The sequence below is a fragment of the Leifsonia sp. SIMBA_070 genome (genome assembly GCF_046534635.1).
Taxonomy (GTDB): domain Bacteria; phylum Actinomycetota; class Actinomycetes; order Actinomycetales; family Microbacteriaceae; genus Leifsonia.
The window spans coordinates 1,054,445-1,069,103 of sequence record NZ_JAWRYK010000001.1 but is presented as its reverse complement, the minus strand read 5'-3'; the positions used below and the strand labels follow the sequence as shown (position 1 = coordinate 1,069,103).

At 70.8% G+C, this 14,659-nt stretch carries 15 protein-coding genes; 4 read left to right on the top strand and 11 right to left on the bottom strand.

The window, feature by feature from the left end; genetic code table 11:
* Window positions 1-26: 26 nt before the first annotated feature.
* Window positions 27-392: a twin-arginine translocase TatA/TatE family subunit gene (locus tag SB754_RS04985; protein WP_410783263.1), complete on the bottom strand. Its 366-nt coding sequence runs from the start codon at window positions 390-392 to the stop codon at window positions 27-29.
* Between the two features lie 80 nt (window positions 393-472).
* On the opposite strand from SB754_RS04985, the gene SB754_RS04980 reads away from it, so the two are divergent.
* Window positions 473-1,105 carry an O-methyltransferase gene (locus SB754_RS04980; protein WP_410781246.1) on the top strand — a complete coding sequence of 211 codons (633 nt, stop codon included), beginning with the start codon at window positions 473-475 and terminating at the stop codon, window positions 1,103-1,105.
* Between the two features lie 85 nt (window positions 1,106-1,190).
* Here the strand turns inward: SB754_RS04980 and SB754_RS04975 are convergent, their stop codons facing one another.
* From SB754_RS04975 to dapE, 3 genes are all read right to left on the bottom strand, one after another.
* Window positions 1,191-1,364, bottom strand: a complete 174-nt coding sequence (locus SB754_RS04975; RefSeq protein ID WP_310128484.1) for a DUF3117 domain-containing protein — start codon at window positions 1,362-1,364, stop codon at window positions 1,191-1,193.
* Window positions 1,365-1,432: 68 nt separating this feature from the next.
* Window positions 1,433-2,698, bottom strand: coding sequence for a hypothetical protein (locus SB754_RS04970; protein WP_410781245.1), 1,266 nt, complete (start codon window positions 2,696-2,698; stop codon window positions 1,433-1,435).
* The gene (dapE, locus tag SB754_RS04965; protein ID WP_410781244.1) at window positions 2,667-3,764 is read right to left on the bottom strand and encodes a succinyl-diaminopimelate desuccinylase; all 1,098 of its coding nucleotides are present in this window, start codon (window positions 3,762-3,764) and stop codon (window positions 2,667-2,669) included. The genes SB754_RS04970 and dapE overlap by 32 nt, the downstream gene beginning before the upstream one ends.
* 17 nt (window positions 3,765-3,781) lie before the next feature.
* On the opposite strand from dapE, the gene dapD reads away from it, so the two are divergent.
* Complete coding sequence (gene dapD / locus SB754_RS04960; protein WP_410781243.1) at window positions 3,782-4,774, top strand: 2,3,4,5-tetrahydropyridine-2,6-dicarboxylate N-succinyltransferase; 993 nt, start codon at window positions 3,782-3,784, stop codon at window positions 4,772-4,774.
* Between the two features lie 118 nt (window positions 4,775-4,892).
* Here the strand turns inward: dapD and SB754_RS04955 are convergent, their stop codons facing one another.
* From SB754_RS04955 to pdhA, 3 genes are read right to left on the bottom strand one after another with little or no spacing between them, the layout of a single operon-like run.
* Window positions 4,893-6,209: a dihydrolipoamide acetyltransferase family protein gene (locus tag SB754_RS04955; protein WP_410781242.1), complete on the bottom strand. Its 1,317-nt coding sequence runs from the start codon at window positions 6,207-6,209 to the stop codon at window positions 4,893-4,895.
* Window positions 6,209-7,219 (bottom strand): alpha-ketoacid dehydrogenase subunit beta, encoded by a 1,011-nt coding sequence (locus SB754_RS04950; protein ID WP_410781241.1) that lies wholly within the window; start codon window positions 7,217-7,219, stop codon window positions 6,209-6,211. The genes SB754_RS04955 and SB754_RS04950 overlap by 1 nt, the downstream gene beginning before the upstream one ends.
* On the bottom strand, window positions 7,216-8,376 hold the full coding sequence (gene pdhA, locus SB754_RS04945) for a pyruvate dehydrogenase (acetyl-transferring) E1 component subunit alpha (RefSeq protein WP_410781240.1): 1,161 nt from the start codon (window positions 8,374-8,376) through the stop codon (window positions 7,216-7,218). The genes SB754_RS04950 and pdhA overlap by 4 nt, the downstream gene beginning before the upstream one ends.
* 183 nt (window positions 8,377-8,559) lie before the next feature.
* Between pdhA and SB754_RS04940 the strand changes: the two genes are divergently transcribed.
* Window positions 8,560-9,024, top strand: a complete 465-nt coding sequence (locus tag SB754_RS04940) for an Lrp/AsnC family transcriptional regulator (protein WP_410781239.1) — start codon at window positions 8,560-8,562, stop codon at window positions 9,022-9,024.
* A gap of 72 nt (window positions 9,025-9,096) precedes the next feature.
* Here SB754_RS04940 and SB754_RS04935 read toward each other — a convergent pair whose 3' ends face one another.
* The 4 genes from SB754_RS04935 to SB754_RS04920 form a co-directional block, all read right to left on the bottom strand.
* Window positions 9,097-11,394 (bottom strand): polyribonucleotide nucleotidyltransferase, encoded by a 2,298-nt coding sequence (locus SB754_RS04935; protein ID WP_410781238.1) that lies wholly within the window; start codon window positions 11,392-11,394, stop codon window positions 9,097-9,099.
* Window positions 11,395-11,757: 363 nt separating this feature from the next.
* Window positions 11,758-12,045 (bottom strand): hypothetical protein, encoded by a 288-nt coding sequence (locus SB754_RS04930; RefSeq protein ID WP_410781237.1) that lies wholly within the window; start codon window positions 12,043-12,045, stop codon window positions 11,758-11,760.
* Between the two features lie 74 nt (window positions 12,046-12,119).
* The gene (locus SB754_RS04925; protein ID WP_410783262.1) at window positions 12,120-12,878 is read right to left on the bottom strand and encodes a fructosamine kinase family protein; all 759 of its coding nucleotides are present in this window, start codon (window positions 12,876-12,878) and stop codon (window positions 12,120-12,122) included.
* An 18-nt stretch (window positions 12,879-12,896) separates the two neighbouring features.
* Window positions 12,897-13,331, bottom strand: a complete 435-nt coding sequence (locus SB754_RS04920) for a VanZ family protein (protein ID WP_410781236.1) — start codon at window positions 13,329-13,331, stop codon at window positions 12,897-12,899.
* An 18-nt stretch (window positions 13,332-13,349) separates the two neighbouring features.
* Here SB754_RS04920 and SB754_RS04915 point away from each other — a divergent pair, with 18 nt between their 5' ends.
* Window positions 13,350-14,555 carry a low temperature requirement protein A gene (locus SB754_RS04915; protein ID WP_410781235.1) on the top strand — a complete coding sequence of 402 codons (1,206 nt, stop codon included), beginning with the start codon at window positions 13,350-13,352 and terminating at the stop codon, window positions 14,553-14,555.
* Window positions 14,556-14,659 lie beyond the last annotated feature (104 nt).

Genomic DNA, 14,659 nt, shown 5'->3' with positions numbered 1-14,659 from the left:
ACCGCCGCCGATCGCGCGGAAGGCGGTCAGGTGGATTCGGTGTCGTACGGCGGAACAGCGCCCGCCACCAGCGGCATCTTGCGCTGCGCGTACGCCGACTGAGTCACCGGCTTGATCGCGCTGGTGGGCTCGGCAGGTGAGTCCTCGAGCAGCGCCTCGCGGATGATGCGGCGCGGGTCGTACTGCCGGGGGTCCAGCTTCTTCCAGTCGACGTCGTCGAACTCGGGGCCCATCTCGTCGCGCATGCGGTCTTTCGCGCCGTTCGCGAAGTCGCGCAGCGAGCGCACCAGCTGACCGAGCTTGGCGGCGTACGCGGGGAGGCGCTCGGGGCCGATGACGAACGCCGCGATCACCGCCACGATCAGCAGCTTGTCGAAGGTCAGCCCGAACACCATTCCAGGGTATCGCGGCGATGCCTCCACGAATGCTGCGGGAGCCGACCGTATCCTGAGGGTTGACCGACGGGAGCACTGTGTCAGAGAAGGACTCGAACTGGAGGTTCGCCGACGACGTGGTCGTCGAGAGCGAGGTGATCGCCCGGGCACGCCAGCAGTCGCTCGAGCTCGGCATCGACCCCATCTCCCCCGCGACCGGCGCTCAGGCGGCCGTGGTGGTGGCGGCCACGCACGCCGAGAACGTCGTCGAGATCGGCACGGGCGTCGGTGTCTCCGGCCTCTGGCTGCTCACCGGCGGCACGGAGGCGCAGCTCACCTCCATCGACGTGGAGGTCGAGTACCAGCAGCACGCGCGCGCCTTCTTCACCGAGGCGGGCATCCCCTCGAACCGGGTGCGCCTCATCCCGGGCCGGGCCCTCGAAGTTCTGCCGCGGATGAACGAGAACTCGTACGACATCGTCTTCGTCGATGCCGACCCGCAGTCCGTCATCGAGTACGTCGAGCACGGCCTGCGCCTGGTTCGCCCGGGCGGGACGGTGCTCGTCGCCCGCGCGCTGTGGCGCGGACGGGTCGCCGACCCCGCCGCCCGCGACGAGGTCGCAACCGGGTTCCGCACCCTCATCACCGAGACCTCGGCCTCCGGAGCGGTCATCGCCGCCCTGTCGCCGGCCGGCGAGGGGTTGCTGCAGATCACCAAGCTCGCGCCGTAGGACGCATTCGACACGCACACGCAAGACGCTGAACGCCAGAAGGGCCCCGATCGTACGATCGGGGCCCTTCTCGGTACAGCGTTGGTCAGGCGGAGGTCACGACGTTCGCTAGAGCGTCGTGGAGCTCTTTGGCTTCCGCGTCGTTGACGGACACCACCAGTCGTCCCCCACCTTCGAGCGGCACACGCACGATGATGAGCCGTCCCTCCTTCACAGCCTCCATTGGCCCGTCCCCGGTCCTCGGCTTCATGGCCGCCATGCAGCTCCCCTTTCGTGGATGTCCTCCTATTATCCGACATCCGTGCGGGCCTGCGGAAATCGTGGGTGTCACGGTGGTGACCAGTCGTAGCCGTCGATCGTCCAGCAGACGGCCACCCACCCCACCTGGAGGGCGATGAAGAGCAGCACCATGCCGACCCGATAGACGCGGCTGCGCGGCAGAGCGATGGCTCCGAGCAGCGGGAACAGCGGCATCAGCAGCCGGAACGTGCTCGACTGCGGAAAGAACACGGCGAGCAGGTAGAGGCTGTAGGCGGCGATCCAGAAGCGCACGTCGACGCCCAGCCGGCGCACCGCCGGTGAGAAGAGCAGGATGCCGAACAGCGCGATCAGCACCACCAGCACCACGATTCCGACCCACCCAGGAATGCCCAGCATCGCGCTCGCCCACCAGTCGGCGCCCTGGAACCACGGCGAGAACGGCACGAGGTGGGTGAAGCCGATATAGGGCGCGCGCCAGGCCAGCTCTGTGTCGGTGTAGGCGGTGAAGGACCCGGTTCCGATCGCGGCGATCACCGGCCAGGCGAGGCCGGCGACCCCGCTGAAGACGGTGAGGGAGACGCTCAGCACCCGCTCGCGAACCGGGAACGGGTCGTCGCGGCGACGCACCCAGCGGTACACGACGTGCATCCCGAGGGCGAGCGCGAACGCGAGTCCGCTCGGCCGGGTGAAGGCCATGGCGAGCACGACGGGGAACAGCCAGCCGTACCGCCGCTCCACCAGGAGCAGCAGGGCGACGGCCAGGAGGAGGAGGTACAGCGACTCCGCGTACGCCACCTGGAACAGCGGCGAGACGGGCGAGAACGAGAACAGCACGACGGCGAACAGGCTCGCCGACGCACCGAGGCCGACCCGGCGCAGCAGCCGATGGAACACGAGCGCGGCGCCCGCACCGGCGAGGAGGGACACCAGCACGGCCGCGACCGGCCACTCCAGCCGGGTGAGGAACATGACCGCGTCCACCAGGCCCGGATAGCCGGGAAGGAACGCCCAGGCATTCTCGGTGACATGGATGCCGTCGCTGGTCGGCAAAGAGGCGGGATAGCCTCCACTCGCAACGAACTGGTACCAGCGGCCGTCCCAGATGTTGGCGAAGGTGAAGTAGTCCGGCGAGGCGGAGGTCCAGGCGTTCACGCCCTCCCCCGCCGCGAAGCTCAGCAGGATGACGGTCGTGACCACCCGGCCCGCGAGGTACACCGCGAGCACCCGCACCCACCACAGGGTCCACCAGGGGCCGCGCCCGAGCGCATGGGCTCGGGCGGAATCGGGGACCGCGGCGGGGTCAGCGGGCGCCGGCGCCGGTGAGCCAGGCACGCAGCCCCTCCTCGACCGCGACGATCTGCTCCACGTCGACGCGCTCGTCGTCGGCGTGCGCCTTGAGCGGGTCGCCGGGGCCGTAGTTGACCGCCGGGATGCCCATCGCACTGAACCGGGCCACGTCCGTCCAGCCGTACTTCGGCTTCGCCACGCCGCCGACCGCGGCGACGAACTCCTGCGCGAGCGGAGCGTCCAGTCCGGGGCGCGCGCCGTCGGCGCGGTCGACCACGGTGATCTCGTAGTCGCCGAACAGCTCGTGCATGTGCTCGATGGCCTCCTGCGAGCTGCGTGACGGCGCGAACCGGTAGTTGATGTGCACCATGCACTCATCCGGGATGATGTTGCCGGCCACCCCGCCCGAGATGCCGACGGCGTTCAGTCCCTCCTTGTACACGAGCCCGTCGACCTCCACGTCGCGGGCCTGGTAGGCGGCGAGGATGTCGAGGATCGGCGCCGCCTTGTGGATGGCGTTGTCGCCCACCCAGCCGCGGGCGGAGTGCGCGCGCAGCCCGTACGTGCGGACCTCGACGCGGAGGTTGCCGTTGCAGCCGCCCTCCACGACGCCGTTGCTGGGCTCGCCCAGGATGCCGAAGTCGCCGACGAACAGGTCGGGCCGGTTGCGCGCGAGGCGGCCGAGGCCGTTCAGCTCGGCGTTGACCTCCTCGTGGTCGTACCACATCCACGTCACGTCGATCGCGGGGTCGGTCAGCTCGGCGGCCAGCTTCAGCTGGACGGCGACGCCGGCCTTCATGTCGACGGTGCCCCGGCCCCAGAGGTAGCGGATGCCGTCGTGCTCCTCGAAACGCGTCGGCAGGTTGTCGTTCAGCGGAACGGTGTCGATGTGCCCGGCGATGAGCGCCCGGCGCTCGCGGCCGAGATTGGTGCGGGCGACGATCGCGTCGCCGTCGCGGATGACCTCCAGATGCGGCGATCCGCTCAGCGACGCCTCGATGGCGTCCGCGAGCGTCGCCTCGTCGCCGGAGACGGACTCGATGTCGCAGAGCTGACGGGTCAGCTCGATGGAGGTGGTGCTGAGGTCCAGGGACACGCTGCTGTTCTGCACCCTACTAACCTAGGGGCATGCCTTCCGACGTGCCTGAGAACACCGCCGTGCCCGCCGCCCCGCGTACCGCCTGGGGGTACGGATTGGCCACGGTCTCGGCCGACGGCACCGTGCTCGACACCTGGTTCCCGGAGCCGCGGCTCGGCTCGCTCCCGGCCGGCCGCGACCGCTGGATCGCCCCGGCCGAGTTCGAAGAACTGGCGGGCGACGACCCGCGGCGCGACGTACGGATCGACATCGTCACCGTCGAGATCGAGCTGGATGCGCCTCCCGCCTCGACGCCGGACGCCTACCTGCGGCTGCACCTGCTGTCCCACCTCCTGGTGCGCCCCAACGGACTCAACCTCGACGGGATCTTCGCGCACCTGCCGATCGTCGCCTGGACCAACGCCGGGCCGGTGAACCCGGCCGACCTCGACCGGCTGCGTCCGCGGCTGCAGCGCGCCGGCATCCAGGTGTCTGGCGTCGACAAGTTCCCGCAACTGCTCGACTACGTGACCCCGGACCGGGTGCGGATCGCGGACGCCTCGCGCGTCCGCCTGGGGGCGCACCTGGCGCCGGGCACGACGGTGATGCACGAGGGATTCGTGAACTACAACGCGGGGACGCTGGGCTCCTCCATGGTCGAAGGTCGCATCTCGCAGGGCGTCGTGGTCGGCGACGGCTCGGACATCGGCGGCGGAGCCTCCATCATGGGAACGCTCTCCGGCGGCGGAACGCACCGCGTGTCGATCGGCGAGCGCGCGCTCCTCGGCGCGAACTCGGGCATCGGCATCTCGATCGGCGACGACTCGGTCGTCGAGGCGGGCCTCTACGTGACCGCCGGGACGAAGGTCGTCCTGGTCGGCGAGCCGCTCACGGCCGACGGCCGCCCGCGCACCGTGAAGGCGGCAGAGCTCTCCGGCATGCCCGGCCTGCTCTTCCGCCGCAACTCGCTCACCGGCGCCGTCGAGGTGCTCCGCCGCGCCGGCACCGCCGGCGTCACCCTGAACCCCACCCTCCACGCCTGACCCCTCCTCCCCTCCTCCTCGGGGCGTCCCCCCACCGTCGAGTCCACACTTTCTGCACACCCGCGCGGCGTGTCGCGTGCAGAAATCGTGTACTCGACGGTGGGCGGCCCGGTTCGAGCTAGAGGAGGGCGAGGGCGGAGGCGGGGTCGGCGAGGATGCGGCCGACGTCGGCGAGGAAGCGGGACGCCTGCTCGCCGTCGACGATGCGGTGGTCGAACGTCAGCGCGAGGGTGAGCACATCGCGGAGGGCGATGCCGCCGTCGTGCTCCCACGGCTGCCGCCGGACGGCGCCGACGGCGAGGATGGCCGCCTCTCCCGGCGTCAGGATGGGCGTGCCCGCGTCCACGCCGAAGACGCCGACGTTGGTGATCGTGATCGTTCCGCCGCTGAGGTCGGCGGGCGCGGTCCGGCCCGCCCGGGCCGTCTCGGCGAGCTGCCGGATGGCGCCGGAGATGGCGGCCAGCGCCATCGCGTCGGCATCCCGGATCACCGGGACCATCAGGCCGCGCGGGGTGGCCGCGGCGATGCCGAGGTGCACGTAGTCCGCCTGCACGATCTCGTTCGCAGCCTCATCCCAGCGGGAGTTCACCTCGGGGGTGCGGCGGATGCCGATCAGGAGCGCCTTCGCGACGACGGCGAGAAGGCCCGGTCGGGCGTCCGCGAATTCCGGCTGCGTCCGGAGCCGCGCGACGAGCTCCAGCGTCGGGGTCGCATCCACGGTCAGGAACACGGTCGCCTGGGGCGCGCCGAACGCACTGCGGACCATCGCCTCCGCCGTCGCCTTGCGCACGCCGCGGATCGGGATGCGCTTCTCGCGCGACCCCGCGGAGGCCGCCGCCGTCGTCTCCTCAGCCGCGTGCTCCACGAACGACTGGATGTCGCCCCGCGTGATCAGCCCGCGTTCGCCCGACCCGACAACGGATGCGAGGTCGATGCCGTGCTCGCGCGCGAACTTGCGGACGGGCGGGGTGGCGCGCGGCCGCTCGGCCAGCGCGACGGGAGCGGCAGGCGCGACAGGCGCCCCCCGCCCGATGGCCAGTCCCGGCCGCGCGCGCCGAGCGGGCCGAGCCCCGGACTCTGGACGGGCGCCGTACCCGACGAGCGTCGGCTCCCGCTTGTCCACCTCGGGGGCCGGACGCTGCCCTCCGCCGTCCTCCGGCGCAGCCGGCGGCTCCGCCTCCGGGGTCTCCCCCGCCTCCACCTCGAACGCGACCAGCGGCTCCCCGACCGCGACGGTGACGCCCGGCTCCACGAACAGGCGCGACACCCGCCCGTCGTAGGGCGCGGGCAGCTCGACGAGCGCCTTGGCCGTCTCCACCTCGGCGATGATCTGGTTCAGCTGCACGGTGTCGCCGACCGCGACCTTCCAGGCGACGAGCTCCGATTCGGTCAGCCCCTCGCCGAGGTCGGGCAGTGCGAACTCGCGGACGGCCATCAGTCCTCCACTCCGGTCAGCGAGTTGGGCCGGTCCATGGCGCGGTCGATGCCGTCCAGGATGCGGTCCAGGTCCGGCAGGTGCGCCGCCTCCAGCCGTGCCGGCGGGTACGGGATGTCGTGCCCGGTGACGCGGACGGGCGCGTGCTCCAGATGGTAGAAGCAGCGCTCGGTAATGGAGGCCGAGATCTCGGCCGCGAGGCCGCCGGAGAGGGCCGCTTCGTGCGTGACGACCAGCCGGCCGGTGCGCTTCACCGACGCGACGACGGTGTCGAGGTCGAGCGGCGACAGAGAACGCAGGTCGATGACCTCCACCGAGACGCCGTCGTCCCCTGCCGCCACAGCGGCGTCGCGTGCCAGTTGCACCAGGCCGCCGTAGGTGACCAGCGTGACGTCGCTGCCCTGCGCCAGCACCCGCGCGGTGCCCATCGGGCGTGCGTCGGCGAGCGGGGCGTCCTCATCCACGTCGCCCTTCGCGTGGTAGCGGCGCTTCGGCTCGAAGAACAGCACCGGGTCGTCGGACGCGATCGCCTGCTGGATGAGCGTGAAGGCGTCCTGCGGGTCGGAGGGGCTGACCACGCGGAGGCCGGCGGTGTGGGCGAAGTACGCCTCCGGAGAGTCGGAGTGGTGCTCGGCCGAACCGATCCCGCCCGCGAACGGAACGCGGATGACGATCGGCATCCGCACCGCACCCTGCGTGCGGTAGTGCATGCGGGCGACCTGGTTCACGATCTGGTCGAACGCGGGGTAGATGAAGCCGTCGAACTGGATCTCCACCACCGGCCGGTAGCCGCGGTACGCCATGCCGACCGCCGTGCCGAGGATGCCCGACTCGGCGAGCGGCGAGTCCATCACCCGGCGTGGGCCGAACTCGGTCTGCAGCCCGTCGGTGACGCGGAAGACACCACCCAGGGTGCCGATGTCCTCGCCCATCAGGACCACGCGGTCGTCCTCGGCCAGCGCCCGGCGGAGGCCCGCATTGATCGCCTTCGCCATGCTCAGTGCCGTCATCGCTCGTCACCCCCGACGAAGGTGCGCAGGTAGCGCGAGTAGTGGTCGCGCTCGCGCGCGATCCCGGTGTGCGGCTCGGCGTACACGTGGTCGAAGACGGACAGCGGGTCGGGGTCGGCGAGCGAGGTGATGCCGGCGCGCATCTCGGCGGCGACGGCGTCCGCCTTCGCGACGATGGCGGCCAGGCGTTCCTCGGTCAAGGCGCCCTGCGCGTGCAGGTACGCCTCCACGCGGCTCACCGGGTCCTTGCCGCGCCAGAGGTCCAGTTCGGAGGCGTCGCGGTAGCGGGTCGGGTCGTCGGCGGTCGTGTGCGGGCCTATCCGGTAGGTGACCGCCTCGATGAAAGTCGGACCGCCTCCCGAGCGGGCGCGGTCGAGCGCCGCCCGGGTGACGGCCAGCACGGCGAGGACGTCGTTGCCGTCGACGCGCACGCTCGGCACGCCGAAGCCCGGCGCGCGGTCGGCGATCGGACGCTGCGCCTGCAGCGAGACCGGCTCCGAGATCGCGTACTGGTTGTTCTGGCAGAAGAAGATGACCGGGGCGGCGTAGGTCGCGGCGAAGATCAGCGCCTCGTTGACGTCGCCCTCACTGGTGGCGCCGTCGCCGAAGTAGGCGACCGCGACGGCGTCGGTGCCGTCGGCCTGGATGCCGAGCGCGTAGCCGGTCGCGTGCAGGGTCTGCGCGCCGATGATGACCTGCGGCGTCGCCATGTTGATGTCGTACGGGTTCCAGCCGCTCTGCGTGGTGCCGCGCCAGACGCGCAGCAGGTCGACGAGGCCCGCGCCGCGGCAGTAGGCGACGCCGTGCTCACGGTAGCTGGAGAAGACGAAGTCGTCCGAACGGAGGGCGCGGCCCGAGCCGATCTGCGCGGCCTCCTGGCCCAGCAGCGGCGGCCAGAGCCCCAGCTCGCCCTGACGCTGCAGGGCGGTCGCCTCGGCGTCGATGCGGCGGATGACCCGCATGTCCTCGTAGAGCGCGAGCAGCTGGTCGGTTCCGATGTCCGAGACCCAGGCGTCGTAGCGGTCGTCCTCGTGGCGGGTGCCCTCGGCGTCCAGCAGGCTCACCAGGTCGATCCCGGCGAGACCCAGCTCGCCGAGGCCATCGAGGTCCGTGTGGGAGCCACCCCGGCGGGTGGCGGGCTGATTGTCGATCGTCACGGTTCACGCAACCTTCACTCTCGCGCCCGGGCGGCGGAGCTTGTGGCGCGCCGACCGGCTTCCGGCCTCCTTGCCGGAATTAGAGGGAAGGCTACGCTGTCGGATCAGCGCGCACAACCATCGGCGTGTCGACCGTGCAGGATGCTCTATCCGCGACAGCCGGGAGGTGCTACTTTTCACACCATGCGCAGCTTCGACAAGACCGACCGCCGCATCCTCCTGGCGCTGGCGGACGACCCGCGATCGACCAATGTGTCCCTCGCGGACCGGCTGGGCCTCAGCCGCAACACGGTGCAGGCCCGGGTCGCCGAGCTGGAGCGGAGCGGCGCGTTCCTGTCGTTCGAGCGCCGGATCTCCGCCCGGGCCGCCGGGTACCCGCTGGCCGCCTTCGTGAACGTGCACGTGCAGCAGCAGCGCCTGGCGGCCGTGGTGGAGTCGCTGGCGGCGATCCCCGAGATCGTGCAGGCGCACGGCCTCTCCGGGCCGTCCGACCTGCTGCTGCGCGTGGTGTGCACCGACGCGGAGGATCTGTTCCGGATCACCGGGGTCATCCAGTCGACGGAGGGTGTCGACCGCGCCGAGACCTCCCTCGACATGGGCGAGCTCATCCCCTACCGCCTCCGCCCGCTCCTCACCCGCGACGCCTGACCGGCGCCTCCTCCAGGGACGCAGGAAGGCCGCGCCGGGGAACCGGCGCGGCCTTCGTGTGGTGCGTGAGGGTTACGCCTCGGCGGGTGCCTCGGCCGGAACCTCAGCGGCGGGAGCGGACTCCGCAGCGTTCTCGTCCTCGGCGATCACCGGGGCGAGCGACAGCTTTCCGCGGTCGTCGATCTTGGTGATCTGGACCAGGATCTTCTGGCCGACCCCGAGCACGTCCTCCACGTTCTCCACGCGCTTGCCACCGGCGAGCTTGCGGACCTCGGAGATGTGCAGCAGGCCGTCCTTGCCGGGGAGCAGCGAGACGAACGCACCGAACGCGGCGATCTTGACGACGGTTCCGAGGAACTGCTCGCCGACCTCCGGGTTGGTGGGGTTCGCGATCGCGTTCACCTGGGCGCGGGCCGCCTCGGCCGAGGGGCCGTCGGTGGCGCCGATGTAGACGGTGCCGTCCTCCTCGATGGAGATCTCGGCGCCGGTCTCGTCCTGGATCGCGTTGATCGTCTTGCCCTTCGGGCCGATCAGCTCGCCGATCTTGTCGACCGGGATCTGCACCGAGATCACGCGCGGCGCGGTGGGGGCCATCTCGTCCGGACGGTCGATCGCGGCGTTCAGCACGCTCAGGATCGTCGTACGGGCGTCCTTCGCCTGCTTCAGCGCGCCGGCCAGCACCGACGACGGGATGCCGTCGAGCTTGGTGTCGAGCTGGATCGCCGTGACGAACTCGCTGGTGCCGGCGACCTTGAAGTCCATGTCGCCGAGCGCGTCCTCCGCGCCCAGGATGTCGGTGAGCGCCGCGTAGCGGGTCTCACCGTCGACGACGTCGGAGATCAGGCCCATGGCGATGCCGGCGACCGGGGCGCGCAGCGGCACACCGGCGTTCAGCAGCGACAGGGTGGAGGCGCAGACGGAGCCCATCGACGTTGAGCCGTTGGAGCCGAGAGCCTCGGACACCTGACGGATCGCGTACGGGAACTCGTCGCGGCTCGGCAGCACCGGCACGAGGGCGCGCTCGGCGAGGAAGCCGTGCCCGATCTCGCGACGCTTCGGCGACCCGACACGGCCGGTCTCACCGGTCGAGTAGGGCGGGAAGTTGTAGTGGTGCAGGTAGCGCTTCTTGGTGACGGGCGACAGCGAGTCGATCTGCTGCTCCATCTTGAGCATGTTCAGCGTGGTGACGCCCAGGATCTGGGTCTCGCCGCGCTGGAAGATCGCCGAGCCGTGGACGCGCGGGATGACCTGCACCTCGGCGTCGAGCGGACGGATGTCGGTGAGCCCACGACCGTCGATGCGGATGCCCTCGCGCAGCACGCGACCGCGCATGACGACCTTCGAGACCGACTTGTAGGCGGCCGAGAACTGGGTCAGAACCTCGGCAGGCAGCACGCCGGCCTCCACCTTCTCGGTGAGGGCCACCTTGACGCGCTCCTTGAGGGCGTCGTCGGCGTTCTGTCGCTCGATCTTGTCGGCGATCTGGTAGACGTTCACCAGGTCGTCGTAGGCGAGGCCCGCGACGTTGTCGTAGGTCTCCTGCGAGTAGGGCAGGAACACCGGGTAGTCGGCGATGGCCTTGGCGGCCTGCTCGGCGATGACGTTCTGCGCGCCGACGAGCTGACGGATGAACGGCTTGGCGGCCTCGAGGCCCTGAGCGACGATCTCCTCGTTGGGCTTGACGGCACCGCCCTGGATGAGGTTCCAGCTGTTCTCGGTGGCCTCCGCCTCGACCATCATGATCGCGACGTCGCCCTCGGAGCCGTCCTCGTTGGTGAGGACGCGGCCGGCGACGATGAGGTCGAACACGGCCTCCTTCAGCTGCTCGGCCTTCGGGAAGGCGATCCACTGGTCCTCGTGCGCGCCATTGCCGGGAATGAGCGCGAGGCGCACACCGGCGATCGGGCCGGAGAACGGCAGACCGGAGATCTGCGTCGACAGGCTGGCGGCGTTGATGGCCAGGGCGTCGTAGAACTCGTCAGGAGCGATGCTCAGGACGGTGATGACGATCTGGACCTCGTTGCGGAGGCCCTCGACGAACGACGGGCGCAGCGGCCGGTCGATCAGACGGCAGACCAGGATCGCCTCGGTCGAGGGGCGGCCCTCGCGCCGGAAGAACGAACCGGGGATCTTGCCTGCGGCGTACGAGCGCTCCTCGACGTCGACGGTCAGCGGGAAGAAGTCGAAGTTGTCCTTCGGGTGCTTGCTGGCGCTGGTGGCGCTCAGCAGCATGGTCTCCTCGTCGAGGTAGGCGGCGACGGCGCCCTGTGCCTGCTGGGCGAGGCGTCCGGTCTCGAACCGGACGGTGCGGGTGCCGAAGCGGCCGTTGTCGAGAACGGCTTCGGCGAATTTGATCTCAGGACCTTCCAAGAGGTCTGTCTCCTTTGTTTAACGTCGCGGTCCCGTGTGGACGCGACTTCGCAGTGCTCATTCAGAGCACCGGAGCCCGAACAGGCAGTTCGACACGTCGTGTGTACGCGGCATCCCATGCGGGTGCGTGGGGCTGAGCCCGTCTGGCCATCAGTAGAAATACACGGTTGCGGTCTGCTGCCTCACGGCCACCGCATCCGGATACCACCACCGAGGACCAGCTCCTGCCAGCCTGCTCCGGTCGATCGGCGTACTGCCGACCTCCACCATCCTATCAGGACGCCCTCTGCCTGGTGAAGGCGAGGCACGCCGCAGACCGCGGTGTCCGCGGGCGCCGGGGTCGGCCGGCGCCCGCGGAATCCGTCAGTCCCGGTGCTCCTCGTGGGTCTCGTCCTGCGCGTGGGTCTCGTCCTCCGCGTGGGTCTCGTGCTCCGCACGCGGGTAGTTGCCGATTCGCTGATGGGTGCTGCGCACCAGCGGCGGCTCTCCGTCGTGCTGGGCTCCGACGTAGGCGCCGAGCTCCTCCGTTTCGATCGGGTCGTCCTCGGCTGTGCCGGTGTAGCGGCCGTGGACTTTCCGCAGGTCGGCGGTTTCGGGTTCCGCCTGGGTGTAGCGGCCTTCGACGAGGTCGCGCTCTTCGCTGTCGACCATGATCATCTCCCTTGATTGCGCTAACGCAATCATCCTCCCTCTGGACGACGGAGGGAAGAGTGGAGGGTCGTGTCTCAGAGGGCGAGCGTCGCCCGGGCCGCGTCGGCGAGCGCGCGCCCGTACGACGGCCCGTGGCCGGCGGCGTGCACCGCGAGCGGGTGGAGCTGATGCACGGGGATGCGGTCCCGCCGGCCGGCGCGCAGCGGCCGGGCGTCGTCGTATCCGGCGACGATCTCCTCCAGGTACGGCGCACCGAACAGGTCGAGCATCGCCAGGTCGGTCTCCCGATGGCCGCCGTGGGCTGCAGGGTCGATCAGGATGCCGCCCTGCGCGTCCCACAGCAGGTTGCCGTTCCAGAGGTCGCCGTGCAGGCGCGCCGGCGGCTCGTCGTCGTCGAACTCCCCCGCCGCGACCCGGTCGACGGCCTCGCGGATCACGGAGAGCTCTGCGGCCCTCACCGTGCCGGCATCGACCGCGATGTCGAGGTACGGGAGCACCCGATCCCGCGCGTAGAAGCGCCCCCAGCTCGACTCGTGGGCCGAAGGGAGCGGCCGCCGTCCGATGAAGAGCGGACCGTCCCACCCATCGGGTGGCGCACCGAACGCCGCCGCACCGGCGGCGTGGGTCGCGGCCAGCGCCGCACCGAACGCGCGCGCCGCCTCGGGCGTCGGCCGCGACTCCCTGATCCGTTCGAGCTCGATGCGTCCTCCCGCCACGCCCTCCACCCGCACGACACGTGCCCCGCCGGCCGCCTGCGCTTCGCCCAGCCAGCGGAGGCCCGCGGCCTCCGCCTCGAAGAAGCCCGCGGGGGCATCCCGTCGCTCTTTCACCAGCGTCTCCACGCCGCCACCCTACGACGCCCGGCCCACCCGCGAACGGCGACGCCCGCGCCGGGCGGCCAGCACCACGATCACGACGCCGGCCAGCGTGCCCAGAGTGTTGGCGACGAGGTCGCGGACGTCGCTCACGCGGTACGGGATGAACAGCTGCGAGAACTCGATGGCGAGCGTCGCGGCGACGCCGATCGCCACCGCGATCCACCACCTCCAGACGCCGAGCAGCAGCGTGAACAGCACGCCCATCGGGACGAACAGCAGGATGTTGGCGGAGAACTCCGCGACGTCGTAGTCGACCCAGCCGAGGCCCGGGACGGAGGAGACCGCCCGGAGCAGCGAGCGCAGCAGCGGGTTGCCCGCCGGGTCGCCGGGTGACGGGTCGAGCGTGACCGCTGCCACCGCGGCCAGATAGACGGCGATCGGGAGGGGCAGCACGGCACGACGGCGCATCCTCCTATGCTGGCGCACATGACCAGTGCGTTCCGCATCCCGATGACCGGACGCTCGACCGACGAGCGGCACCGCGTCTCCAGCCCGCTGGAGCTCCTGTTCGACCTGACCTTCGTCGTCGCCATCGCGCAGGTCGCCGGGCAGCTGGCGCACGCGGGCGAGTCCGGCGAGATGCTCACCAAGCTGCCGCTGTACCTGATGGTGTTCTTCGCGATCTGGTGGGCGTGGATGAACTTCACCTGGTTCGCCTCCGCCTACGACACCGACGATGTGCCGTACCGGCTGATGACGCTGGTGCAGATGGGCGGCGTGCTCGTGCTGGCCGCCGGGGTGCCAGCGGCGTTCGAGCATCAGAACTTCACGGCGATCATCATCGGGTACCTGATCATGCGGTTCGCCCTGATCGGGCAGTGGGTCCGAGCGGCCGTCGAGTTCCCCGCGGGCCGCACGACGGCTCTCCGGTACGCCGGGGGGATCGCCGCGGTCCAGCTGCTCTGGGTCGCCTGGGGCTTCCTCCCGGCCCAGGTGGCCGTGTACCTGTTCGTCGCGGGTGCGGCCCTGGAGCTGCTCGTCCCGGTCTGGGCGGAGCGCCCGGGCATGACGACCTGGCATCCGCACCACATCGCGGAGCGGTACGGGCTGTTCACGATCATCGTGCTCGGCGAGTCGGTGTCCGCCTCCGCGGTCGGTGTGCAGAGCGGCCTGGCGCGGTCCGGGTTCTCCGGAGCACTGGTGTGGATCGCCGCGGCCGGACTGGTGCTGCTGTTCGCGCTCTGGTGGCTGTACTTCCTCGAGCCGGCCGCCGAGGGCTTGCGCACCCGCCGAGGTCGGTCGTTCTACTGGGGCTACGGCCACTACTTCGTCTTCGGATCGCTTGCCGCCCTCGGTGCCGGGCTGGAGGTGGCCGTTCAGCGCGGCGCTGCGCACTCCGGCGGCGGCGACACCGCCGTCGAGTACGCGATCGCGGTGCCCGTCGCGGTGTTCCTGCTGATGCTCTACGTGCTGCATGCTCCGCTCGTCCCGGAGGTGGTCATCCGGCCGCTCAAGACGGCGATCGCGCTCGTCCTCATCCTGCTGCTGCCCCTGGCCTCGCCGGTGATCGGTCTGGTCGGCGTGACGATCGGCATCGCCCTGGTGGCGGCGGCCCTGGTCGCGGCCACCCTGCTCGACCAGTCGGCCGAGCGGCGGCGTCAGGCGGTGGCTGCCGGCACCCCGGCGGCTTGAGGCCGGGACGCGCACCCACCGGACACGCAGAACGGGCCGCCACCCCGGGCTGATGCCCTGGGGTGACGACCCGTTCCGAAGAAGTTCGCGGAGTCGATCGAAGA

Coding starts and splice junctions, on each gene's coding strand:
- SB754_RS04915 (WP_410781235.1), top strand. CDS start 13,350: ATGACCAGTGCGTTCCGCATCCCGATGACCGGACGCTCGACCGACGAG.
- SB754_RS04975 (WP_310128484.1), bottom strand. CDS start 1,364: ATGGCGGCCATGAAGCCGAGGACCGGGGACGGGCCAATGGAGGCTGTG.
- SB754_RS04920 (WP_410781236.1), bottom strand. CDS start 13,331: ATGCGCCGTCGTGCCGTGCTGCCCCTCCCGATCGCCGTCTATCTGGCC.
- SB754_RS04950 (WP_410781241.1), bottom strand. CDS start 7,219: ATGACGGCACTGAGCATGGCGAAGGCGATCAATGCGGGCCTCCGCCGG.
- SB754_RS04955 (WP_410781242.1), bottom strand. CDS start 6,209: ATGGCCGTCCGCGAGTTCGCACTGCCCGACCTCGGCGAGGGGCTGACC.
- SB754_RS04940 (WP_410781239.1), top strand. CDS start 8,560: ATGCGCAGCTTCGACAAGACCGACCGCCGCATCCTCCTGGCGCTGGCG.
- SB754_RS04930 (WP_410781237.1), bottom strand. CDS start 12,045: ATGGTCGACAGCGAAGAGCGCGACCTCGTCGAAGGCCGCTACACCCAG.
- dapD (WP_410781243.1), top strand. CDS start 3,782: ATGCCTTCCGACGTGCCTGAGAACACCGCCGTGCCCGCCGCCCCGCGT.